The following is a 22,901-nucleotide window of genomic DNA, read 5'->3' on the forward strand; positions in this document are numbered from 1 at the left end:
TACATTGGTTTTCCGTTTGATGTGTAACTTACTTCCCGGCTCCAGTGTGGTGTGCCAAGTAGCTTCTCCTGTAATGCATCAAATTGTTCCGGCGTGTTTTTTAAATAATCATACATTAGCTTTACATGCTCATTGTCAGGCTGGATGGTAAAAAACTTATTTTTCCGATTCCCGATCAACAAATGATTCGCTTGCGTCATCTTTACTACACGACCATATAAACAGCAAAGCTGCTGTAATAAATAATACTTTTCTCATAATTTTTTGTGATTTAATTAATATTACATCTCTTTATTCCGGTTATGATTAAAAGGTAACCCATAAGTATGTGTGTTATAAAACATTTTCATTTAAGATTTGCAAATAGTTTGAGGCCATTGCTTATTGCTATTAATAGTGAGAGAGACGAGAATGATAAGCCAAGCAAAGAGATTAGACATCGTGCTTACGCGTATCTTAAAGAGGCAGTTGACCAGATATGTGAATACGGTAAATATGTATTGCGGGAAAACGAAGAAAGATTGGAGAAATACTCCTCGGTATATTTCCGCAAATTAAGAGAAGAGCGAGAGGAGCAAGAAGGAAATATTACAGAATAGTTTAAATGGTGTCTTCTTACAAATAACCTTTTGTACCCCCGGTTGCATGAAAGTGCAGCCGGGTTTTTTGTAATACCATTTGCAGATTGAATAGCACGAGTATTATGCCGATGCATAATTAAAGAACTTTTAGAAATGAAATGTACTAAACATTCTAATTCGTAATCGGTATAAAACCTTCTGAAAGCCCCGCGCAGGCTAGGGAAAAATGCGCAGCGCACCAAAATTTGGCGCAGCGCAGCATAGAAATCCGCAGCGTGGCAACTTTTGACGAAGCGCGGCTTAAAAGTGCGCAGGTTTGGCATATTTTGCCGCAGCGGATCATAAAAACGCGCAGCGCGATGAGAAAAGTGCGCAGCGGAGCATATTTTTGCGCAGCGTGGCTTCAAAATGAGTAGGCATGGCTTCAAAATGTCAATGCTTGGCTTAAAAATTCAAAGATTTGAGAATTTTTTCCGCAGCGGAGCTTATTTTTGAGAAGCATCTTCTAAAAATGCGAAGGCTGATGTGATTTTTGCGCAGCACACCTGAAAATCAACTATCCATTCTTCACGATCAAATCCAATAGATCTGGTTTTAGTATTGATACTTTTTTATCTGCAAGATCAATAATACCATCGTTATGAAACCTGGTGAGTGAATTGATAACACTTTCTTTAGAGCATCCGGCCAATGAGGCAAGTCCTATACGGGTTACTGGTAATGTGAAAGTGGAGCTCGCATAAATATTGCTTAACTCCTGAAGGATTAAAGCCAACGATCCTTCTACATTTTTCCCTGAAATTCGACAAGTTCGATGCAACATTGTACTTGTGCTTAATGACATATGGCGTACGAGTTTAAGGGCAAATTCTCCATTCTCCTTTAACAAGCTTTGGAAAACATCCATATTTATCATTCGAATGCTTGCGTCTTCCAATGCAACGGCTGAAAAATCAAAACTTTTACAAGCAAAGCTGCAGGGTAAGCCTATAAAAGAACCACTTCCCAATAGTCCTACTGTCGAAATTTTTGAATCGTTGCTTACATCTACTTTGGTAATTCCTTTTTCCAAAAAAAGGATGTGTGAAGCTACATATCCTTGTTTGATAATGGTCTCACCTTTGGCAAATTGAAGCAGCGTGGTGGAATTTTCCACCAATATTTTTTGATCAGGAGTTAAAGCATTAAAGCAATCTTTAGCGCTAATTGACTCTTGCTTACATTGTTGCCCTTCGGTTAGAAATTCGATATTCATTTTCTCAAGGAATTTACTGGCTAAAATTGATATTAAATTGCACCAAATATAGTGAAACTATACATGGGCTAATAATTTTCTGTATTGCAGAGATGGGGCATTTTTGAGGAACAATTTAGATAAGTAGAATAAGATGTCAGATTTAAAATTTAGAGTTAATGCTCATAGTGAAAACCCTACCAAAACAGTTGTAAAGGCACGAGGGTTTGAGATTGTTATTGATGAACCGGCAGAATTAGGTGGAACCAATGAGGGAGCCAATCCAGTGGAGTATATCCTGGCAGCTTTTTGTGGATGTATTAATGTAATGGCTCACGTTATTGCCAATGAAATGAATATTAAACTTCGTTCGGTGAAAATTAAAATGGCAGGAGAGTTAAATCCTAATCGATTATTTGGTAAATCTTTTGAAGATCGAGCAGGTTATAAGGCAATAGAGGTGTCAATTGAGCCAGATTGTGATGCTAGTGAAGAAGAGTTGACAAAATGGATGGAAGCAATCGAGGACAGATGCCCGGTCTCAGATAATCTAAGAAATATAACTCCTGTTGAGTTGAAATTAAAAACCAAAAAGTTGGTTAAAGCTTAAAGGATATCGACCACCACTTTTTAAAGCGGTGGTTTTTTAATTCTTTTTTTGTGATTTTCTGGCAGCATCCCTGGCAATTTTAATGAACTCCAAATGGATGTATTCTTTTGGTGCCTGTGCAGGAGCTTTAACAATGTTTCCTTTCGGATCGATTAGTATATAGCTAGGAAAAGCCTTCACTTTGTACTCATGAATTAACTGATGTTGATTACCAATGGGTACAAATTTCCAGCTGTACGTGTTGTTTTTAGAGAATTCCAGCCATTTTTTCACATCCCAATCGCAAACAATGCTTAAGAACTCAATGTGTTGTCCGAATTTTTGCTTAAGTTTCTCAATCTCTTTAAAATCTTGCAAACAAGGGTAAGATTGAGTGTTGCAGAAATTCAGGTAAAGGTATTTTCCTTTAAAATCTGCCAACTGAACTCCGCCAAGATTAAAATCAGGAGCAGGGTAGTTTTTCTGCAGATGAGTAATTTTAGCAATGAAGTTGCGGCAAAGGTTTTTGTTGTAATTGTTGTTCGATGCCTTAATGATATCTTGTAGGATAGAAAGTGTTTTTTCTTTTCCAATAAATTTTCTGGTGTAGGAATCAAATGTGGATGTTGCAATGATCATATCCAGCAATTGAGCATTTGCATAGGCAGGATATTTTTGCATTAATTCCTTGATTTCGGCATAGGTATTTTCCGATTTGTAAGCATTGCCCAATGCCAGGCTTTCTTTCTGCTTAAAATATCCGTTAAAAAAGTTCCCATACTGCTTTTTGTACAGACTCATATAGGCTGGATTATTCAGCTGAATGTTCTGATTCTTGAAAAAATCATTTTCAATTTTTAGGAAATCATTTGGGTTGGATAAGAACTTCAAAAACCCCAATCGATAGCGAAAATATTCGCTAAAAAACTCATTTTTTATGCTGCCAAATTCATGTTTTAGCTGTTCGGAGAATTGAATTCCTTCCGATTTCTCTTTTTTTCTGTAAATCTTGTAAAAGTTCTGATTGATAAAGGAATCCATTTTGTCATCCAGTGTACGAATCATTCTATTCAATTCGTTTGGTTCGGCGTTCGCAATTCCAATCATCAATTCATCGGCTTCGAAAAAAGGATTTAGCTTTTGCGCTGGACTTAACTCTTGTTTGGGAGGCAATCTTAGCTCATATTTTTTACCTGGCTCAACATACAAGAAACCTTTGTACACATCTAAAGGAAGATAAATTAGTTGAGTGTTGTCTACATCAAGCTCGACAGAATATTCGCCATTTTCATCCACTTTAAAATCGGTAATTTTCTCGCTTGTGTAGGTAAATGAATCAGTATGATACATGATACTGATAGTGCTTCCTGCATAAGATTTTGCTGTTCCTGATAGAACTACTTTTTCAGCATTAGCAGCAAAGGAAAACAACAAGAATAAAGTAAGAAAAAACAGATTTTTCATGGTGAAACTTTCAAAGGTTTTCTAATTCAGAATTTTTAAGGCGATGTCGACATACTTTGGTATATCCATTGTAATCTGGCCTTGTTTAATTTCATCTTTGGCTTTACCAAAACGAACCACAACTGCATTTTTTTCTGCAATTGCGTAAATGTATTGTCCTCGATGACCTCGCATGTAAGGAATATGCATACCCTTGTATGGAAGAATCCAGTACTGGTATCCGTAATGATCGAGCGGTGCGGTTTTTTCTTCGTTTAACAAATATGCTGCAGTTGTGGTAGCATCTGTCAGGTATTGCTCAGAAATTAATTGCTTGCCATTCCATGAACCTTTGTTCAATACCAATTGACCAAAACGAGCTGCATCTCGAGCATTGGTATTAAAACAGCAGAACGATTTTTCGTCGCCATCTTTTTTATCCAAACTCCAAAGTGCGGTATTTACTGCATGCATTGGTTTCCACAATGTTCTTTCAGCATATTTCGAAATGGTTTCACCGGTAGCTTCTTCCACAATAAAAGACAACAGCTGTGTGTTTCCACTTTGGTATCTAAAACGAACTCCAGGCTTCTCGATTAACTCCTGATCGGTACTAACTTCTCTTAATTTTTTGCCATAATAGGCTTTGGTGGTAATTGATGTTGGGCTACTGTATGCTTCATCCCAATCTAAACCTGAACTCATGGTAAGCAGGTTTTTAATGGTTATTTTACCACGTTCATCATTGGCAAATTCTTCAAGGTAATTTCCAATAGGCTCATCTACCGATTTAATTTTGCCCTCGTCAATTGCGATACCAATTAACAGACTAACGATACTTTTGGTAGCAGAAAAAATATTGGAATGAGAATCTGCATCATAGCCATCCCAATATTCTTCGTATAATACTTTTCCGTCTTGTATGATCAAATAAGCAACTGTTTCATGATCTTCCAGATATTCACGATCTGAAGTTTCCAATTCATATTTGTTGTATGAATCAGATTCTTTCCATTCTCTGCCATCGGCAACATTGACCTCGGTATTTTCGAAAATCTTATAATCATCGATATTGGCATACCAATAAATAAGACTTGTTCGCAAATAATTAGGTGCTAAAAGCATCCAAAGTGCCGTTAATAAAGCGAGAATTAAAACAGTTTTGCTTATTCTTGACATATCTTATGGATTTAATTTGTATGCATCAGGATCAATTACTTCAGGTAAAAACTGAGAAGCATCGCCACCATGACGAATGATATCGCGAACAATGGTTGAGGTGATCATAGTATGCTCAGGAGTAGTTAAAAGGAAAATTGACTCCAACTCGTAAGCCATCTTTTTATTGATCTGAGCAATTGCACGTTCGTACTCAAAGTCGGCAGCAGTTCTTAAACCTCTTAAAATAAAATGTGCTTTTTTCGATTTGCAATATTCAACGGTAAGTCCTTCGAAAGTTTCTACCTCAATTTTCGGATTGTTTTTAAATGCTTCTTTAATCCATTGAATGCGCTTTTCGATTGGGAAAAACTGTCTCTTTTCTGAGTTATATCCTATTGCAATAATAATTTTATCGAATAGTGGTAATGCCCGGGTCACAATTGATTCGTGTCCGATAGTAAAAGGATCGAATGATCCGGGAAAAATAGCTATGCGTTCCATTTAGTTGTAATTTTTAAAGCAAAAATAGACATTATTCTGCTTTAATTTTTTTAATCAAGTTTATAAAATAATCTGCTGCTTGCAGCATGTGCGATTCATACCATGAGAACATCTCTCCATCTACCAATTCAATTTTAGCATTGGGAAGAATGTCTTTAATTTCTTTGATGTTGGCTTCCTCAAAAGGATATGGTTCCGAAGATAACAGCACCAAATCAGGGTTTAACTCCTTTATTTTTTCAGCACTCAGGTTTGGATACCTTTCTTGTGGATCTGGTAGAATGTTTTCAAATCCACAAATTTCCAGCATCGAATTAATAAACGAGTTTTTGCCAACTCCCATGAAAGGATTTCTCCAAATCAGGTACAAAACTTTTATTGGTTCATCCCTTTTAGGAATTTTAGCAAAACCAGCTCGTATCGTATTTGTGATTTCGAAAGCCTTAGGCTCTGTACCCGTTATTTTTCCTGTGTTTAAAATATTTTGAAGAGCGTCCTCGTAATTTCGAACCTTGCTTACATACACTGGAAAATCTTCCATTAAGGCCTCCACCTGTGCTTTGTTGTTTTCCTCTTCGTTAACAAGAATTAAATCTGGATTTAAGAGATTGATTTTATCCACATACAAGTTTTTAGGACCTCCTATATTAGGCAGCTTTTCAATCTTTCCTTTTGGATACCGACAAAACTTGGTGCGTGAAATTACTTTACCTTCCAATCCCAAATCGAATAGAAATTCAGTTGTTGATGGAACTGCAGGAATGATTCTTTTGGGAGGAAAGGGAATGCTTACCTCTCGACCCAAATCATCGGTAACTTTAATAAAATCAGCCATTACTTAATTTTAATTTCTTTGTAAGAACTCACAAAAAGTATGTTACCCATATCTTCAAAGCCAGTAAACAAATCAACACCTTCTTCAACTACATCTTCATGGTTAAAACCAAGAATACTTAAATCGGCATCCATCGATTTTGACATGATTACTTGTTTCTTGTTGGCGTAGTTTGCATTAATTAACTGAATATTGCTTGGAGATATTGGTAATCGACCAGATTTGATCAAAGCCAATAGTTTTTCTTTCTGGCTTTCCAGCTGGTCGCCTGGATAGATTGCAAAGATCTTAATGGTTCCTTTTTTCCAGTCAGGATGTCCTTGAATGATGTAGGCCAATAGAATCATCAAGTTAGCATTTTCCAAATCGTTGGCGCCAATCCAAACATGAATTTCTTTCTGATATCCAAATCCTTTATAGGATGTATTCAAAATACAAACATCGAAATGGGTTGATTCGAGTAATTTGTAATTGTCAATCACATAATTCAACCTTTCTGATTCTGTTCTCGAAAATTCGAACAGTATGGTGTTATAACCATGTCCTGATATTCCTGACAATTGCATTACCTGGGCAATTGCCGAAGTCATGGATGGAGAAATTATTGTATCGAGATAAACCCGGTTTTTACTTCCCGAAGCCAGGTTAATCAACTTGTTCATTACCTGTTTCGACTCTTCGTTGGTTTCCTCGTTTAAGAATCCTTCCAAGAAATGAATATAGGTTCCAAAACCATATTTGTAAGAAATCCATCTTAACAGATCGAATGCCGATCTCCGTTTAAATGAATCTTGTGAAATGCAAATGGCAAAAGGTCTCCAGCTTAGTTCGCGATCCCCTTTTTCGGCTCGTTGTGCAAAAATTTGCAAGTGGCGACTCAACTGGAATACTACACCACGGAAGAGTTTTGCCAAGCCTCTGTTTTCTTTCGCGGTTACATTTATTCCATAGTAAATACCACCCATTATCATTAATGACAATATGGCATAAGTCATATTCATTTGGAACATGATCCAAACCGAAAGAACTGCTCCCATTAAGGATAAATACCACTTGGAACGGAAGGTTGGACGGTATGAAGGATCGGCCGCAAAATGTTCAAGGAACGAAATGATACAAATTGCCCCATAGGTTACCATGAAGAACATGGAAATAATCTGGGCAACAAAATCAACATCACCAATAAAAACAAAAACGAATGCAATGACAATGGAAATCACTGAAGCATTAATGGGTTCATTATTTTTCTTGCTTTCAGATTTTAACCATTTATTCAATCCCTTTTGAGGGAAAATGTCATCCAAACCAATTGCCTGCAGGGTTCTTGGAGCAACCATGATTGAACCCAATGCTGAAGATAGAGAAGCTGCAGCCAAACCAATTGGAATGATTGGTCCCCAAATGGCAATCTTTCTCATGATTAGCTGATTGCTGGCCAAATCTTCAGGACTGGCAGAAACAGTAAATTTGTAAGCGGCCCAAATGTAGATCACTAATCCACCAATGGTTGCCCAAATGGTTCCTCTTGGTATCGATTTTCTTGGGTTTTTTAAATCACCGGATAAACCTAAACCAGCAGCCAAACCGGTAAATGCCGGGAAGACAATGGTGAATACATAAAAGAAACCCTTTGGATTTTCAATAGTAGCATCCAAAACCATTTCTGTTGGTGCATTTTCTGGTGTTCCTATAAAAAACATGAATAAGGAAAGACCTAAAGTTGCTACCACAACATACAAGGCTTTCATTCCCATGTTCGCTCCACGATAAAGAAATAAGCCAGCCAAAATGGTCATGGTCGGAATACTAATGGCTCTTTTGTCGTAAATTAAAATTCCGTAGTTATCAGCGAGCCATTGAATTGCCGGATCAAAAGCCTCGGCAAAAGCAATAACATAAAAGGCCACCGAAATTGCCTGCGAAAGGTAGAGTGTGATTCCAATTGCAGCACCAATGTTTAATCCAAAAGATCTGGAAATGATATAGTAGGCTCCTCCACCTAACACTTTTTGGTTGGTTGCAATCTCAGCTACAGCCATTGCTGTAGGAATGGTAATTAAATGACCTAAGATAATGATTCCAATTACTCCAATAAATCCAACATTACCAACAGCCCAACCAAAACGAAGGAACAAAATTGCTCCTAAAATGGTTGAAATGGCAGTTAGGAAAACCGGCATGGTGCCAAAATTGGCTTTGTTTTTCAGTAAATTATCGGGCATAGTTAAATTTCTTTAGTCTCTTTTATCAAAGTGCTAAATATAGTTAATCGAAATTGATAATGAATACTACAGGTTTGAAAGATGTTTGGAGATTTGAGATTTTAACAATTCCGTGTTCAGCTCATCTTGGTGATAAATGATTTTACCATTCTTATCAAGTAGGTATGCATTGAATCCTCTATCCAAGTATCGCACAACTTCAACGCTTTGGTTTAGACTTCCAATTTCTATGCAATTTAATTCTGGTCTAGGCTCTGGATGCCAAGCTTTGCTTTTAGTGGTTCCAGGAATTCTTACTCTAGCAAATGATGAATATCGAATAATGTTAACAGCATCTAATGATGGAAAAGTGTTTGTAATATCTTTAATTCCATCATAATATTCTTGAGCTCGATCAGGGAACCAGCATCTCCAAATGTACAACAATATGGGTTTTCCTTTATGTTGTGATAGTTGGTATTCTTTACCGTCCAGGGTTTTAGCCTTAATTTCAGGAAACTGTCCTTTATTTTGAAGTGTTTCAATAATATCAACTCTTTTTTGCAAATTATTAACGTACAAACCATTCGGATTAGCCAGTTTTAAGGTTTTCAATTGCTCTTTTACATACTCCAAACTACGTTTTGAAGCAAAGTATTCCTGATAGATCAGATAGGCAACAACCGGGGAAGATGCATATTTGTAGTAATACTCATCTCTGAATTGATTTAGTCTGGAATATTCCTTCAGGAATTGATTTTTTTTAACCGAATCAGATTGTATTTCCGGAATTTCCAGATTTTCAGCAATTTTTAATTTTTGTTTGTTGTTTTCGGCTAGTTTTGCTTGAAAATCTTCATATCTGTCTTGGGCAGGAGATCCTTTTAGTTTGCCAATCAAAAATTTGTGGTTCATATCTTTTTTGTGAACAAATAGACTCATTTTCGTTGGAGACAGGAATGCCTTGCCAGCTTTTCGGCCTGCTACCTTGAATTCAGCAATAAATGCCTGCTCACAAGCTGCTTCGAATTTAAACTCTCCGTTTTTGGTTTTAACAGAATCAATTAATTCCTTGGTCTCACCATCATACTGGTAGAGGTAAATATATTCTTCCTGTAGCCCACCAATCATTCCTTTAAGGGTGAAGGATTTTTGTTGAGCATGGATAGGAATTATTAAAGTGATAGAAAGCAGAAAAAGACAAATTACTTTGTTCATTGTATTAGTATTAAGGTGTTTGAGATATTCTTTATAATCTAGATCTAATTAAAGTTAGATTTTTTTATGAAAATTTAAAATCAAATATACCAATTTGAATTATGTAACGGCTTACCTGTAATGGAGAATATTCAATTTTGAATGAAATATGTAGTCTAATACTATGGAAATTTAAGATTTAAATAGTGATTGTTTACAGTAAATATTCAAGATTTTTGTTCACCTATTCTAAAATCTTTGTAAATTATTATTGAAAAGTGCTACTGTAAAAGGAGATTAGGTGATGAATACAAGAAGAAATTATTTAAATATGAAGAATGCAATCATGGTTGTTTGTCTTGTAATATTAGTTCTATTGAGCATTTTTTCTCTTGAAATTGCTGAGGCATCCTTTTATTTCGTAGAAATATATTTATCACCCGATGGTTATATACATACCGGATTGTTAGGGTTGAATAATATCATTCAGGCATATTTAAATATTTGTTTTGGTTTGTGGCTTGGTGTTTTTGTATTTATGTATACGAAATTGGGATCCCGGTTAGAATGTATTTTTTTGCCTACAAGGGTAAGGATTTTTTTTCTAGGGGATAATTACGAAAAAAATGTACTCACAAAATACCATCGAAACTTAATAATAGCATCTGCAATTATTGGATTCCCAGTATTAATGATGACACATCTGGAGAAAAGTTATTTGATTAATCTTTTGTTAGATGAAGATGGATTTTTTGAGTATTTTTCTTTTTTTCTACTGTTTTTTTCCGGACTGATTCTTATTCTTGTCTTTTTCTTAAGAAGAATCAAGTACAAGCTTCCTATAGGAGCTACTAATACTCTTTTTGCGGTCTTTTCTGTTTTAATTTTATTTATAGCTTTTGAAGAAATAAGCTGGGGACAGAGGATTTTCAATGTTGAGACTCCAATGGCAATTAAAGAGGTAAATTATCAATCTGAATTGAATTTGCATAACATATTCAATCTATATTTTCCTGTAATTTATCCTTTATCAGCAATTGTATTATTCACATTGTGTTTATTGGGATGGATTCCACGTCGTAGTTATCGAACACCAAGATTTCAACTCATATTTCCATATCCAAGTCTTTTTTCACTTGCTTTTTTTCTCCTAATTTCTTCTATGTTTGGTGGGTTTGAAATTTTTGAAATCTTTTTTTCTCTATTTGCTTTTTTCTATAGCCTTACCTTGTATCTCACATATATTAATAATTTGGATCCTAAATCAGTATGAAAAATGAAATAGACAACAATTATATCATATGATATTGATTTGTTTCCAAGTTTATTAGATGATATTTAATTTTTTAAATAATAGCTTCATTGGTAATTAAATAATCATAGCATGAAAAAAATAACTGTATTAGGAGCTGGATTGGTTGGAAAACTAATTGCTATTGATTTAAGTGAATCTTTTGCTGTAACCACCGTTGATCATGATGCAAAAGTATTGGAACAATTGGCCAGACATTCTAAAATTAAGACCAAGAAAGCCGATTTGTCGGTTGCAGGAACGGTTCGGAAGTTGGTTGCAGATTCTGATTTGGTGGTTGGTGCTGTTCCTGGAAATATGGGGTTTAATGTAGTTCGGGAAGTAATTGAGGCCGGGAAAAATATGGTGGATATTTCCTTTTTCCCTGAAGATCCTTTTGAGTTGGATGGCCTCGCTAAAAATAATGGCTGTTGTATTGTTACGGATTGTGGTGTAGCTCCTGGAATGGGGAATTTGATATTAGGTTACCACAATGAAAAAATGAGGGTGCAAAGCTTTAAATGTCTTGTTGGTGGCTTGCCATTCAAAAGAGAGTGGCCATGGGAGTATCGGGCTGTTTTTTCTCCAATAGATGTGATTGAAGAGTATACCAGACCTGCTAGATACGTTCAAAACGGTGATATTGTTATCCGGGAAGCATTGTCTGATCCGGAATTGATCTACTTTGAAAATATTGGAACATTGGAGGCATGGAATTCTGATGGATTGCGCAGTTTGATTAAAACCATGAATGTTCCCAATATGATTGAAAAAACCTTACGCTATCCAGGAACCATTGAGTATTTAAGGGTATTGAGAGATACCGGTTATTTTTCTCATGAGAAGATAAATATTGATGGTGTGAAAATCAAGCCAATTGATTTGACTTCAAAGTTGCTATTTTCAAAATGGAAATTAAAACCTGATGAGAAAGAGTTTACGGTGATGAGGGTAGAGTTAGAAGGATTTCAAAATGGCTTAAATAAAAGCATTGTATATGATTTGTTCGATCAGTTTGATGAAGAAAAAGGATTTACATCCATGGCGCGAACTACAGGATATACCTGTACTGCAGTTGCCAATATCTTGCTGAAAGGCAAATACTCTCGCAAAGGAATCAATCCTCCTGAACTTCTGGGGAAAGATCCGGCTTGCTTTCATTTTGTTTTTGAGTATTTGAAAGAAAGAGGAGTTGTTTACAAAAAGTCAATATGAATGAATGAGTTTGAATGGCTCCGTTGAAAATTCAGCATTGCACTTTTTTAATTGAACTTTTACTGTAGAATCTTGTGTTTTTAATGTTGTGGGTTGACATTCCAAAGTGAGAAGTTCATGTTTTAACATCGTAAGCTAAGCTTTCAGCGTTGAAACCTGAACTTGTAATGTTGACAGTTGAAGTTTTAACGTTAAAACTTCAACTTTTAATGAAAAATGATGTCCCGTCGAGATAAAATGGTAGCAAAAAACGTTGAAAGCTCAACTTTCAATATCGAAACTTCATGTTTCATCATTAAAACATCAGCTGCCAATGTTGAAACCTCAAGTTTTAACCTTAAAACCTCAGCTTTTAATACTGAAACTTCATGTTAAGACGCAGAAAGCTTAATCTTTAATATTAAAAGTTGATGTTGAAACGGTTCTAATACTACAGATAATCCAATGAAGAATCTTCAATTTTTGCAAATGGAGCAACTGCTCGGTTGTAGATTCCTTGCACATAGGCAATGGCCATACCGTAGTTGGTAACCGGAATTCCGGCATCTATGGCGGGTTGTAATCGATTGCCCAATTGTTTAGGTGTAATCATACATCCACCACACTGAATGAGCAATGCATAATCCGACATTTTGCCAGGAATTTCATCCAAACCTGCAATGACAACAAATTCAAGTTGTTTGCCCGTGTAATTTGAGATCCAGCGAGGAATTTTAACTCTTCCAATATCATCGCAAGAAGTATGGTGAGTACAACTTTCAAGAAGTAGAATTTTGTCTCCATCTTTCAGTTCCGATATTTTTGGCGTTCCCTGAAGGTAAGCAGAAAAATTGCCTTTAAAATGTGCCAGCATAATACTAAAACTGGTCAATGCAATGTCAGATGGGATAGAAGCTCCAGCTTTTAGGAATACCTGGCTATCGGTAACAACCAACTTTGGTTTAATTCCGGTTTTTCGAAGAAATGCATCCACTTCACGTTCTTTCAGTACGATACAGATGGCATCATTGTCCAGAATATCACGAATGGCTTGCACTTGAGGTAGAATCAATCTTCCCTCAGGAGCTTCAATGTCAATAGGAGTGATCAGTAACACAATATCACCATAAGAAATTAAATCGCCAAGCAGAGATGGAGTTGTAAATGCTGACTCGGGAATGGTTTTCTTGATACTTTTTACGATAGGTTCAATGTCACCGTTAAGCGAATTAAAATGCAGAACTTCCTTTGCGCCTGCTTCACTTAGTTTCTCTAAAGTTTCCTGATGCAATAGTTCCAAATCCTCCTTATTGTGGATGGCGATAAAAGGAACATCCTGTTTCTTGAACTTTTCAATCAAGCCTTTTTCAAAATCGCCAAATGTATTTTTGGTAATGACCAAAATGGCCAAATCGATGGTTTTTATGGCCTGGTTGGTTTTAAGGATTCGCTTTTTCCCCAATTCACCAGTATCATCAATCCCAGCTGTATCAATCAAAATAACAGGCCCGAAGCCAGTTATTTCAAAAGATTTTTTAACTGGATCAGTGGTAGTTCCTGCTACATCAGAAACAATGGCAATATCCTGACCAGCAAGGAAGTTGATTAATGTACTTTTCCCGTTATTTCTTCTACCAAAAATTCCAATATGTGGACGACGTTCTCTTCCCATGTTTTTACAGTGATCAGTTATCAGTAAGCTGTTACCAGTTATCAATGAACAGCTAGCAGGTTAACTGCTATTGTCTATTTGTTAATTGTATCAGCAAGTGTGAATCCTAGTTTCAACAATTCTTCAGGTTCAATTAAACTTTTAAGTTTTGAAGGGTCAATTGTATTGATATTCTGATTTGCTTCAATAATCGAGGTGTTTTTACTTTTCATCTCCTTTGCCAGTTTTGCAGCTTCATGATATCCTATGTAAGGAGAAAGAGCTGTGGCTACCGAAGGATTGTAAAGTACATTTTTTTCAGTCATATTCGACTGTATCTCTAGTTCTTTAAATAGATTCTCGGCAAGTGTATTGTTTGCTGCAATCAGCAGTTTGATACTATCCAATAATGCATGACCAATGGAAGGCAAATACGCATTTAGTTCCAAACAGCCTTGTCCCGATAAATTGCTAATCATTACATCGTTGGCATACACTTTATGAGCGGTACTTATTACAAATTCTGGAATGACCGGATTTACTTTACCCGGCATAATGGAACTGCCCACTTGTTTTTGAGGCAAGTGAAGTTCTCGGTTTTGAAAAAGGTCCGATGCTAAAAGGCGAAGATCGGCAACCATTTTTTCCAGGTTTACCGCATGTGCTTTTAATGTTGCATGTACTTCAACAAATCCATCCTGGTTGGCAGTTACATCTGATAAGTTTTCGGAGCGTGTAATAGGTAAGCCAGTTAGCTTTCGCAGATTTGGAACCACTTCCATAATAAAAAATCTCGGGATGGATAAACCTGTTCCTATGGCACCACCACCAAGATTCACCTCCTTAATTCTTTCGAAACACTTGGAAACTCTCCACCAATCTCGTGATAAGGCATTGTTGTATGTGCTGAATAGTTTATCGTATGAGGTTGGCACAGCAGCCTGCATTTGAGTGTATCCAATTCGCAAAACATTTCTGTAATTGCTTTCTGTTTTTTCAACCTGTAAACGCAAATTGTTTATAGACTCTTCCAGTTCCTGAAGCAGACGAATTGCAGCTACTTTTAGTGATGTTGGAATTACATCATTAGTAGATTGGAATACATTGGCATGCTCGAAAGGATCCACTTTATTGTAATTGCCACAATTTTCGCCAGCTTGTAGCAAAGCTCTATTGGCGATAATTTCATTCACATTCATGTTGATGCTGGTGCCAGCACCACCTTGTATGGCGGGCACAATGAAATGATCAAAATGCTTTCCCAGATTTACTTCATCCGCAGCATCATTTAAGTTTTCAATCAGATTTTTATCCAACAGTTGAAAAGGAAATTCCTGATTTGGAAACTTACGATCGATTCCCTTCAGAAAATCAAGGTAAGTTCTATAACAGGCTTGTTTCACTACTCCAACAGCCATATACCATTCTTTATGAAATTGGGTGTTGTCCGGAAAATTCTCCTTCGCACGAAGAGAATGAACTCCCCAAAGTGCATCTTTAGGAATCTCTCTATTACTAATAAAATCTGATTCAATTCTCATGATTAATTTGCTGATTTGGTATATGCATTTACATCCTCAACACTAATGCTATCTTGCCCCAGGATGATTAATCGTTCGATGATGTTTCGAAACTCTCGAATATTTCCGGTGTAATTGATCTTTTTTAGCTCTTCAATTGCAGCTTCATCAATTCCTTTAACAGGCAATCCCATTTCACCACAAATCATATCAATAAAATGATTTGCAAGCAGAGGGATGTCATCAATTCGGTCGTTCAAAGAAGGAACTTCAATCAAAATTACACTTAAGCGATGATACAAATCCTCACGGAAATTATTGTTTTCAATTTCCTCTTGTAAATTTTTATTGGTTGCGGCAATTACACGAACATTTACTTTAATCTCTTTATCGCCACCAACACGGGTAATTCTATTTTCCTGCAAAGCTCTTAGTACTTTTGCTTGCGCAGATAAACTCATATCACCAATTTCATCAAGGAAAAGAGTTCCTCCATCGGCCAATTCGAACTTACCTTTGCGCTGTTTATGTGCCGAAGTAAAAGATCCTTTCTCGTGGCCAAACAATTCACTTTCGATCAGTTCTGAAGGAATTGCAGCACAATTTACTTCGATAAATGGACTTTTACAGCGATTGCTTTGTTCGTGGATACGATGTGCAACCAACTCTTTACCGGTTCCATTAGGTCCGGTGATTAGAACTCTTGCATCGGTTGGGGCTACTTTATCAATCATCTGATTTACATCCTGAATTGCATTAGCCTCACCAATCATTTCATATTTTTTACTGACCTTTCTTTTCAGAACTTTGGTTTCTGTAATCAGCTTCGATTTATCCATCGCATTGCGAATGGTAATCAAAATTCTATTCAGATCAAGAGGCTTTTCAATGAAATCGAATGCTCCTTTCTTAATTGCATCAACAGCAGTATCGATGTTTCCATGGCCCGAAATCATGATGACCGGAGTGTCAATTGCCAATTCCTGAATTTTATCCAGCACTTCAATGCCATCCATCTGTGGCATTTTAATGTCGCACAGAATTACATCAAATTCATCATTTTGTGCCATTTCCAATCCAGCAATACCATCTTCGGCAAGGCTGATGTCGTAGCTTTCATAGCTCAGAATTTCTTTTAGAGTATTTCGAATACTTCTTTCGTCATCAATGATAAGAATTTTAGACATAGCTATTTTTTTAAATTCTACAGCTGTTAATTAATGTTTTTTTCAATGTACTCAAACAAAGCACCTTCTTTTAAAGCATATGATGATTGGTACAATTTACTAAAACCGGCTTCTTTTACCAGATGATTAATAAAAATACTAGCCATCACCATTAACTCAACTCGAACAGGATCCATACCTTTCATACTTTTTCTTTCTTCCAGGCTTGAGTTTAAAAAGATTTGATGCAAACGGAAGAAGTCTTTCAGTTTGATCTCGAATTGAGATTCCGGCAATCCATTTGTTGAATAGCCATCAGACAAAAGGATTTGCTTGAAAGTATCAAATGATCCGGATGAACCGATTAAGGTTTTTACATTGTGAAGATCCAAGGCCTCAAATAAATCAGGCAATTGCTCTTTTAAATATTCATTAACCTTAGTGATATCTCCTTTTGTCATTGGATCCGAAGGCATAAACATTTCAAGCAAACGAGTCATTCCCAGTGGGTAACTTTTTTTCCAAAATACTTTTTCATTGTTGGCAATAATAATTTCATTACTACCACCACCAATATCAAGAATAGCAACAGCTTCATGATTTAACTCAACAGCATTTTTTGTTCCTGAATAGATTAAATCAGCCTCGCGTTCCCCGGAAATGATTTCAATGTTTACCTGATAATTCTCTTCAATTAGTCGGACGAATTCTTCGCCATTCTCTGCAGATCTAATAGCTGAAGTAGCGAATGCAATTTTCTCGTTAGCATTATATTCTTTTGATATGCGATTCATTTCTTCAAATGCATTTTTAGCTCTTTGAATCGCCTCGTCGGTTATTTTATTTTGATTAATTCCGCCCTTGCCAATTTTGGTAGGGTACTTCGAACGGTGTAGGATGTTAGGGTGCTTCCCTTCACTCCACTCTGCAACCAATAAATTAAATGTATTGGTTCCTAAATCAATTACAGAAATCCGTTTCTTTTGCATATATAAAGGTTAAAAAAATAGGTAAACTCGATCGAATCTAGGTTTTAGAAATAGATTCATTATCGAAGATAGTAAAATCTTTGTTTAAGAATAATAACTTTTGTCAATGTCTTGTAAATACTGATGAAAGACATTTTCAAGCCAATCAAAAACTATGCCTAATTTAAGGTTTATGAAAAATGCCTCGAGAAGAGGCATTTTGATATAATTCATAAAACGTTTATTAGTTATGATATCTTAACCACTTCCAAATTTCTTTGTAGGAAACTTTTTTACCATACATCAATATACCTGTTCGATATATTTTGGCTGCTATCCAAGTGATTAATAGGAATGTTCCGATTAATAAAGACATGGAAAGGAGTAATTCCCAAATAGGAACACCAAAAGGAATTCGTACCAACATTACAATTGGTGAGGTAAATGGTATAATAGAACCCCAGAAGGCCAAACTACTTTCAGGATTTTTTGCCACGGCAAAACCAATGTACAAAGCAAGGATCAATGGAATTGTAATTGGAAGCATAAACTGTTGGGTTTCCGTTTCATTGTCAACAGCACTACCCACTGCGGCAAATAGTGCTGAGTACAATAGATATCCACCCAAAAAGAAGAAAATAAATGCACCAATAATACCAGCAACATAGGCAAGATCGAAAGTGCCTAGAATATCCTGAGCAATTTTTAACTGACCTGCATCTAAAGAAGCAGCACCTGCTGGTAGTTCAGCTACCGACTTTGCTTGTTGTAGGGTTTCCATGTCAACGCCTGGTAGAACTAATGCAGAACCAATTGTAATAATGATGCCGGTTAATACAATCCACATAATGAATTGAGTCAATCCAACCATTGCCACGCCAACAATTTTCCCCATCATTAGTTGGAATGGCTTAACTGATGAAATAATTACCTCAACAATACGATTGCTTTTTTCTTCGATTACACCTCTCATTACCTGCACACCATACATGAAAATGAACATGTAAATAATGAAGCTGGCAGCGAAACCAATTCCCATTGCAATTTCGGTAGAACTTTGTTTAATTTCTCCATCTTCTCCGAACTTAATGGTTCGCATAGCAATAGGTGTTTTAGTTGCAGCTAATTTTTCTTCCAAATTGGGCATATTAGCTTCAGCAATAATTTTTGCTCGTTTCAGCTTTTCAATGTGTTGCCTTATTTGACTGCCAACATTTGACTTGACCTCAATAGTTACCTGTTTGTGCGAAAATAATTCAGCGGTCTTTGTTTGTAGAATGTTCTTAGGGATGACCAAAATGGCATAATATCCATTTTTCTCCATACTGCTTTTTACATCCTCAAAAGTGGTGTTTTGTAAGTAGTTGTATGTGGTGAATTCGCTACTTTGAACAGGTTCAACCAATTCCGATTCGTTTAAAACCGCAATGGTTCTTTTTTCAGTATCATCTTTCAACATCATCCAAATCATGAAAGCATAAATTCCGGCAATCAATAATGGAGTAAGAAAGGTAAGAATCAGGAACGACCTTTTCTTTACGCGAGAAAGGTATTCTCTTTGTATAATGATAAATATCTTATTCATTTTATAAATCTTGTGGTTAGATGGTTTTGCTTTCTTTTACTACTCTAATGAAAATATCATTCATGTTAGGAATGATTTCTCGGAATGAAACAATGTTTAAATAGGGAAGTAGCTGTTCTAACAATTCATTAGAAGTAGATCCGTTATTTAGTTTGATCTTAAGCGTATTAAATTCAATTCCCTTTGCCTGATCAATAATTTCAAAATCAGCTTTCAGCACCTGATCCAACTTGTCGAATTCACCTATGTAGTTAATTTCGTAGGTGTTGGTCCTGTATTTCTTCTTGATTTGCTCCACCGGACCATCAAGAATTTTTTCTGATTTGTTGATTAAAGCTATATGATCGCAGATCTCTTCAACCGAACCCATATTGTGAGTTGAAAATATGATGGTAGCTCCCTTATCTCTCAATTCAAGGATTTCTTTTTTCAATAAATTGGCATTAATCGGGTCAAAGCCACTGAAAGGCTCATCAAAAATTAATAATTCAGGCTCATGAAGAATGGTAACAATAAACTGTACCTTTTGAGCCATCCCTTTTGATAGCTCTTCTACCTTTTTATCCCACCAAGGTAAAATGTCAAACTTATCGAACCATGCTTTCAATTTTTTGGTGGCTTCTTTTTGGCTCATGCCCTTTAACTGAGCAAGATAAACAGCTTGCTCGCCAACTTTCATTTTTTTATATAATCCTCTTTCTTCAGGAAGGTAACCAATGCGTTTTACATCTTCAGGTTTTAAAGGCTGGCCATTAAAAAATACCTCTCCAGCATCGGGACCTGTAATTTGGTTGATGATACGAATCAATGTTGTTTTACCAGCTCCATTTGGACCAAGTAAACCAAATATACTGCCTTTCGGAACAGATATACTTACCTTGTTAAGCGCTTTATGTCCAGCATACTGCTTAACAACGTCTTTTGCTTCGAAAAATGTCATGAATTATAGTTTAGGTTTGTGACACTCTATTAAACTAAAATCTAAAATACACAATTTATAATGATGTCTTCATAAAAAATCGATATAAAGAAGATGGTACAAGTTTTAACTAGTTTTTTTATCGATATAAAATTTAGACAAAAAGAAACCCCGACATTTTTGCCGGGGTTGTTTGTTATTTTTTACATCTATTCGAAGAAGTTTCTTACTTTTTTGAAGAAGCTTTTCTCTTGCGATGTTGGTTTTGGCTGGAATGATTCAGAGTTTTGAAGTTTCTCCAAAATCTTCTTCTCTTCCTTGCTCACATTGTTTGGAACCCAAACGTTAATCTTAACCAATAAATCGCCTCTGCCATATCCATTTACATCAGGAAGACCTTTTCCTCTTAAACGTAAAATTTTACCAGGCTGAGTGCCTCCATCAATTTTCACTTTCACCTTGTTTTCAATAGTAGGAATCTCTACTGCCGTTCCTAAAATCGAATCAGGAATACTAATGAACAGGTTGTAAAGTAAGTCATTTTCGTCGCGAATCAACTCCGGATGTTCTTCTTCCTGGATCAGGATTAACAAGTCACCATTAATTCCACCACGACGAGCTGCATTACCTTTTCCGCTAACTGAAAGCTGCATGCCTTCAGCAACACCAGCAGGAATATTTATTGAGATTACCTCCTCGTCACGAACAATTCCTTCACCAGAACAGCTAGTACACTTGTTGGTAATCATTTTACCTTCGCCGTTACATGAAGGACATGTTGATGCGGTTTGCATTTGCCCTAAAATGGTATTCTGTACTCTGGTAACTTGTCCGGAACCATTACAGGTGGAACAAGTTGAGAAAGAAGAACCATCTTTGGCTCCTGAACCGTTACATGAGTTACACTCAACGTATTTTTTAACTTTAATTTTCTTCTCAACTCCTTCGGCAATTTCCTTTAAAGTAAGTTTAACCTTTACTCTAAGGTTGCTACCACGGTTTACTCTGCGCGAACTGCGACCACCGCCACCAAATCCGCCACCAAAGAAAGATCCGCCACCGAAAATATCTCCAAAGTGAGAGAAAATATCTTCCATGTTCATTCCGCCGCCGAAACCACCACCGGTAGCTCCGCCCATTCCGGCATGACCAAATTGATCGTAGCGTTGACGTTTTTCAGGATTACTTAAAACTTCATAAGCTTCGGCAGCTTCCTTGAAATTTTCTTCGGCTTCTTTATCACCCGGATTTTTGTCTGGGTGAAACTGAATTGCTTTTTTGCGATATGCTTTTTTTAATTCGGCTTCCGAGGCAGATTTTGATACCCCTAATACCTCATAATAATCTCTTTTCGACATCTTTTTTCAACTTAGAATTAGGAATCAGAGAATTATTCTCCTACAACAACTTTTGAGAAACGGATTACTTTTTCATTCAAAGTATATCCTTTTTCAACGCAATCAACAACTTTACCTTTCATGTCCTCTGAAGGGGCAGGAATTTTTGTAATTGCTTCGTGAATATCGGTATCAAATTCTTTATTAATAGCTTCAATTTCTTTAACTCCATTTTGCAAAATGAAGTCTTTGAAATTGTTGTAAATTAGATGAACACCTTCTTTTACAGCTTCTACATCTTTTGCTTCGTCAATAGACTGGAGAGCTCTTTCGAAGTTATCCATTACAGGAAGAACATTAACAAGGATTTTTTCGCCTGCCGACTTGGTAAGCTCCATTTTCTCTTTTAAAGTTCTTTTTCTATAGTTATCGAACTCAGCGGATAAACGCATGTACTTGTCGTTGATATCCTGAAGTTTTGCACCAAGCTCTTCTATTTCGTCAGCCTTTTTTTCTTTAGCCGATTTCTTTTTTTCTTTCTTTTCAGCCTTTGGTTCTTCTTTTACCTCTTTCTCCTCAACAGGCTGTTCTACCTTAGTTTCCAAATCCTTTTCTTCCAATTCTTCTTTTTTTGATTTGCTTGTATCTTTTGTCATTTTTCAATGATTTTTAGCGTTCTAAATTCACAAGGCAGTAGTAAACAAATAACCTGCCAATTTGTGCCTTTACGACAAATTGGCACAAAGATAGAATTTGAATCTGTAATAATTTCCTTTTTCATGTCTTTTCATGCAGATAATTATACAATTAGATAATATGTCGCAGTCAATATCTCCACTTTTCTAGAAAAACAGCTTGAAGGAAGCTCATTTTTTTTAGTTGTGACGTTTAAAATTGAATCTATTTTTACCTAATTGGATCAAAATCTTGACTATAGCAGCCAATCCATAAAGGAAGTTTAGTCATAATGAATTTTCATAAAAAATATCTTTTAATTATATTTAGTAGAGTTATTTTGTACTTATAAAAATTAAAATTGATACCAACGATTTTTGCATTCGGTTATACAAAGATGTTGCATACCTTAAGGTTAAAAGGGATGCAAGATCAGGATGCCGTTGATTTTTTTATCAAAACAATTGATGAAATGCTTGTAGAATACCCATATAACCACTTTTCATCAATTTGTGATCTTACCGAATTAATTCTTTCTAGTCCAAAACTTGCCCGACAGGTTAATGAAGCAATCAAAAAAATAAGTAGTTCCCGTAACTATGAGTTCAATGCGGTAATTGTTCAACCTAAATTTTTGCAAATTATTCAAGCCTATATCTTTTCATTATTATATGAATAACACCAATGTGAAAACGAAAGTGTTCAGAGACGTCCCTAATGCCATTGAATGTTTAGATGAGAAAGGATATCAAACTGATGAGTTGAAGGAGTTTTTAATGATTCAATCGAAATAGGTTAAAATACAAGAGATTAAAAAAAGCCGATAATCAATTTGTGATTACCAGCTTTAGTT

General features: G+C 36.0%; 21 protein-coding genes. 6 read left to right on the forward strand and 15 right to left on the reverse strand.

Features of this window, described 5'->3' with window-relative positions:
- Positions 1 to 326: 326 nt before the first annotated feature.
- Entirely contained in the window at positions 327 to 599 is a 273-nt protein-coding gene (locus tag M0051_RS01785; protein ID WP_306739835.1) for a hypothetical protein, read from the forward strand.
- 538 nt (positions 600 to 1,137) lie between these two features.
- Here M0051_RS01785 and M0051_RS01790 read toward each other — a convergent pair.
- Positions 1,138 to 1,836, reverse strand: a complete 699-nt coding sequence (locus M0051_RS01790) for a Crp/Fnr family transcriptional regulator (RefSeq protein ID WP_306739836.1) — start codon at positions 1,834 to 1,836, stop codon at positions 1,138 to 1,140.
- A gap of 133 nt (positions 1,837 to 1,969) precedes the next feature.
- Here M0051_RS01790 and M0051_RS01795 point away from each other — a divergent pair, with 133 nt between their 5' ends.
- On the forward strand, positions 1,970 to 2,425 hold the full coding sequence (locus tag M0051_RS01795) for an OsmC family protein (RefSeq protein ID WP_306739837.1): 456 nt from the start codon (positions 1,970 to 1,972) through the stop codon (positions 2,423 to 2,425).
- A 36-nt stretch (positions 2,426 to 2,461) separates the two neighbouring features.
- On the opposite strand, the gene M0051_RS01800 is transcribed toward M0051_RS01795, so the two are convergent.
- The 6 genes from M0051_RS01800 to M0051_RS01825 form a co-directional block, all read right to left on the reverse strand.
- The gene (locus M0051_RS01800; RefSeq protein ID WP_306739838.1) at positions 2,462 to 3,868 is read right to left on the reverse strand and encodes a TlpA disulfide reductase family protein; all 1,407 of its coding nucleotides are present in this window, start codon (positions 3,866 to 3,868) and stop codon (positions 2,462 to 2,464) included.
- 21 nt (positions 3,869 to 3,889) lie between these two features.
- Complete coding sequence (locus M0051_RS01805) at positions 3,890 to 5,026, reverse strand: serine hydrolase (protein WP_306739839.1); 1,137 nt, start codon at positions 5,024 to 5,026, stop codon at positions 3,890 to 3,892.
- 3 nt (positions 5,027 to 5,029) lie between these two features.
- Positions 5,030 to 5,509 carry a pantetheine-phosphate adenylyltransferase gene (gene coaD, locus M0051_RS01810; protein WP_306739840.1) on the reverse strand — a complete coding sequence of 160 codons (480 nt, stop codon included), beginning with the start codon at positions 5,507 to 5,509 and terminating at the stop codon, positions 5,030 to 5,032.
- Positions 5,510 to 5,540: 31 nt separating this feature from the next.
- Positions 5,541 to 6,344, reverse strand: coding sequence for an ABC transporter substrate-binding protein (locus M0051_RS01815; protein ID WP_306739841.1), 804 nt, complete (start codon positions 6,342 to 6,344; stop codon positions 5,541 to 5,543).
- On the reverse strand, positions 6,344 to 8,566 hold the full coding sequence (locus M0051_RS01820; protein WP_306739842.1) for an amino acid permease: 2,223 nt from the start codon (positions 8,564 to 8,566) through the stop codon (positions 6,344 to 6,346). The genes M0051_RS01815 and M0051_RS01820 overlap by 1 nt, the downstream gene beginning before the upstream one ends.
- Before the next feature lie 66 nt (positions 8,567 to 8,632).
- On the reverse strand, positions 8,633 to 9,763 hold the full coding sequence (locus M0051_RS01825) for a DUF4369 domain-containing protein (protein ID WP_306739843.1): 1,131 nt from the start codon (positions 9,761 to 9,763) through the stop codon (positions 8,633 to 8,635).
- 310 nt (positions 9,764 to 10,073) lie between these two features.
- Here M0051_RS01825 and M0051_RS01830 point away from each other — a divergent pair, with 310 nt between their 5' ends.
- Complete coding sequence (locus tag M0051_RS01830) at positions 10,074 to 11,015, forward strand: hypothetical protein (RefSeq protein ID WP_306739844.1); 942 nt, start codon at positions 10,074 to 10,076, stop codon at positions 11,013 to 11,015.
- 111 nt (positions 11,016 to 11,126) lie between these two features.
- Positions 11,127 to 12,248: a saccharopine dehydrogenase family protein gene (locus M0051_RS01835; RefSeq protein ID WP_306739845.1), complete on the forward strand. Its 1,122-nt coding sequence runs from the start codon at positions 11,127 to 11,129 to the stop codon at positions 12,246 to 12,248.
- A gap of 430 nt (positions 12,249 to 12,678) precedes the next feature.
- Here the strand turns inward: M0051_RS01835 and hydF are convergent, their stop codons facing one another.
- From hydF to M0051_RS01875, 8 genes are all read right to left on the reverse strand, one after another.
- Entirely contained in the window at positions 12,679 to 13,899 is a 1,221-nt protein-coding gene (hydF, locus tag M0051_RS01840) for a [FeFe] hydrogenase H-cluster maturation GTPase HydF (RefSeq protein ID WP_306739846.1), read from the reverse strand.
- A 74-nt stretch (positions 13,900 to 13,973) separates the two neighbouring features.
- Positions 13,974 to 15,419, reverse strand: coding sequence for a lyase family protein (locus M0051_RS01845; protein WP_306739847.1), 1,446 nt, complete (start codon positions 15,417 to 15,419; stop codon positions 13,974 to 13,976).
- A gap of 2 nt (positions 15,420 to 15,421) precedes the next feature.
- The gene (locus tag M0051_RS01850; protein WP_306739848.1) at positions 15,422 to 16,585 is read right to left on the reverse strand and encodes a sigma-54 dependent transcriptional regulator; all 1,164 of its coding nucleotides are present in this window, start codon (positions 16,583 to 16,585) and stop codon (positions 15,422 to 15,424) included.
- 26 nt (positions 16,586 to 16,611) lie between these two features.
- The gene (locus M0051_RS01855) at positions 16,612 to 17,553 is read right to left on the reverse strand and encodes a phosphatase (protein WP_306739849.1); all 942 of its coding nucleotides are present in this window, start codon (positions 17,551 to 17,553) and stop codon (positions 16,612 to 16,614) included.
- 223 nt (positions 17,554 to 17,776) lie between these two features.
- Positions 17,777 to 19,117: an ABC transporter permease gene (locus M0051_RS01860; protein WP_306739850.1), complete on the reverse strand. Its 1,341-nt coding sequence runs from the start codon at positions 19,115 to 19,117 to the stop codon at positions 17,777 to 17,779.
- Positions 19,118 to 19,133: 16 nt separating this feature from the next.
- Positions 19,134 to 20,057 carry an ABC transporter ATP-binding protein gene (locus M0051_RS01865; protein ID WP_110361042.1) on the reverse strand — a complete coding sequence of 308 codons (924 nt, stop codon included), beginning with the start codon at positions 20,055 to 20,057 and terminating at the stop codon, positions 19,134 to 19,136.
- A 188-nt stretch (positions 20,058 to 20,245) separates the two neighbouring features.
- The gene (gene dnaJ, locus M0051_RS01870; protein WP_306739851.1) at positions 20,246 to 21,394 is read right to left on the reverse strand and encodes a molecular chaperone DnaJ; all 1,149 of its coding nucleotides are present in this window, start codon (positions 21,392 to 21,394) and stop codon (positions 20,246 to 20,248) included.
- Between the two features lie 32 nt (positions 21,395 to 21,426).
- Entirely contained in the window at positions 21,427 to 22,029 is a 603-nt protein-coding gene (locus M0051_RS01875) for a nucleotide exchange factor GrpE (protein ID WP_306739853.1), read from the reverse strand.
- 443 nt (positions 22,030 to 22,472) lie between these two features.
- Between M0051_RS01875 and M0051_RS01880 the strand changes: the two genes are divergently transcribed.
- Both M0051_RS01880 and M0051_RS01885 read left to right on the forward strand, forming a co-directional pair.
- Entirely contained in the window at positions 22,473 to 22,727 is a 255-nt protein-coding gene (locus M0051_RS01880; RefSeq protein WP_306739854.1) for a hypothetical protein, read from the forward strand.
- Entirely contained in the window at positions 22,720 to 22,842 is a 123-nt protein-coding gene (locus M0051_RS01885; protein WP_306739856.1) for a hypothetical protein, read from the forward strand. Before M0051_RS01880 ends, M0051_RS01885 begins: the two co-directional genes overlap by 8 nt.
- Positions 22,843 to 22,901: the final 59 nt, after the last annotated feature.

Source organism: Marinifilum sp. D714 (genome assembly GCF_030851345.1).
Lineage (GTDB): Bacteria > Bacteroidota > Bacteroidia > Bacteroidales > Marinifilaceae > Marinifilum.

What these genes read in the sequence shown, in the direction of transcription:
- M0051_RS01785 (WP_306739835.1), top strand. Translation starts at nt 327, where the DNA reads ATGTGTGTTATAAAACATTTTCATTTAAGATTTGCAAATAGTTTGAGG.
- M0051_RS01790 (WP_306739836.1), bottom strand. Translation starts at nt 1,836, where the DNA reads ATGAATATCGAATTTCTAACCGAAGGGCAACAATGTAAGCAAGAGTCA.
- M0051_RS01795 (WP_306739837.1), top strand. Translation starts at nt 1,970, where the DNA reads ATGTCAGATTTAAAATTTAGAGTTAATGCTCATAGTGAAAACCCTACC.
- M0051_RS01800 (WP_306739838.1), bottom strand. Translation starts at nt 3,868, where the DNA reads ATGAAAAATCTGTTTTTTCTTACTTTATTCTTGTTGTTTTCCTTTGCT.
- M0051_RS01805 (WP_306739839.1), bottom strand. Translation starts at nt 5,026, where the DNA reads ATGTCAAGAATAAGCAAAACTGTTTTAATTCTCGCTTTATTAACGGCA.
- coaD (WP_306739840.1), bottom strand. Translation starts at nt 5,509, where the DNA reads ATGGAACGCATAGCTATTTTTCCCGGATCATTCGATCCTTTTACTATC.
- M0051_RS01815 (WP_306739841.1), bottom strand. Translation starts at nt 6,344, where the DNA reads ATGGCTGATTTTATTAAAGTTACCGATGATTTGGGTCGAGAGGTAAGC.
- M0051_RS01820 (WP_306739842.1), bottom strand. Translation starts at nt 8,566, where the DNA reads ATGCCCGATAATTTACTGAAAAACAAAGCCAATTTTGGCACCATGCCG.
- M0051_RS01825 (WP_306739843.1), bottom strand. Translation starts at nt 9,763, where the DNA reads ATGAACAAAGTAATTTGTCTTTTTCTGCTTTCTATCACTTTAATAATT.
- M0051_RS01830 (WP_306739844.1), top strand. Translation starts at nt 10,074, where the DNA reads ATGAAGAATGCAATCATGGTTGTTTGTCTTGTAATATTAGTTCTATTG.
- M0051_RS01835 (WP_306739845.1), top strand. Translation starts at nt 11,127, where the DNA reads ATGAAAAAAATAACTGTATTAGGAGCTGGATTGGTTGGAAAACTAATT.
- hydF (WP_306739846.1), bottom strand. Translation starts at nt 13,899, where the DNA reads ATGGGAAGAGAACGTCGTCCACATATTGGAATTTTTGGTAGAAGAAAT.
- M0051_RS01845 (WP_306739847.1), bottom strand. Translation starts at nt 15,419, where the DNA reads ATGAGAATTGAATCAGATTTTATTAGTAATAGAGAGATTCCTAAAGAT.
- M0051_RS01850 (WP_306739848.1), bottom strand. Translation starts at nt 16,585, where the DNA reads ATGTCTAAAATTCTTATCATTGATGACGAAAGAAGTATTCGAAATACT.
- M0051_RS01855 (WP_306739849.1), bottom strand. Translation starts at nt 17,553, where the DNA reads ATGCAAAAGAAACGGATTTCTGTAATTGATTTAGGAACCAATACATTT.
- M0051_RS01860 (WP_306739850.1), bottom strand. Translation starts at nt 19,117, where the DNA reads ATGAATAAGATATTTATCATTATACAAAGAGAATACCTTTCTCGCGTA.
- M0051_RS01865 (WP_110361042.1), bottom strand. Translation starts at nt 20,057, where the DNA reads ATGACATTTTTCGAAGCAAAAGACGTTGTTAAGCAGTATGCTGGACAT.
- dnaJ (WP_306739851.1), bottom strand. Translation starts at nt 21,394, where the DNA reads ATGTCGAAAAGAGATTATTATGAGGTATTAGGGGTATCAAAATCTGCC.
- M0051_RS01875 (WP_306739853.1), bottom strand. Translation starts at nt 22,029, where the DNA reads ATGACAAAAGATACAAGCAAATCAAAAAAAGAAGAATTGGAAGAAAAG.
- M0051_RS01880 (WP_306739854.1), top strand. Translation starts at nt 22,473, where the DNA reads ATGCAAGATCAGGATGCCGTTGATTTTTTTATCAAAACAATTGATGAA.
- M0051_RS01885 (WP_306739856.1), top strand. Translation starts at nt 22,720, where the DNA reads ATGAATAACACCAATGTGAAAACGAAAGTGTTCAGAGACGTCCCTAAT.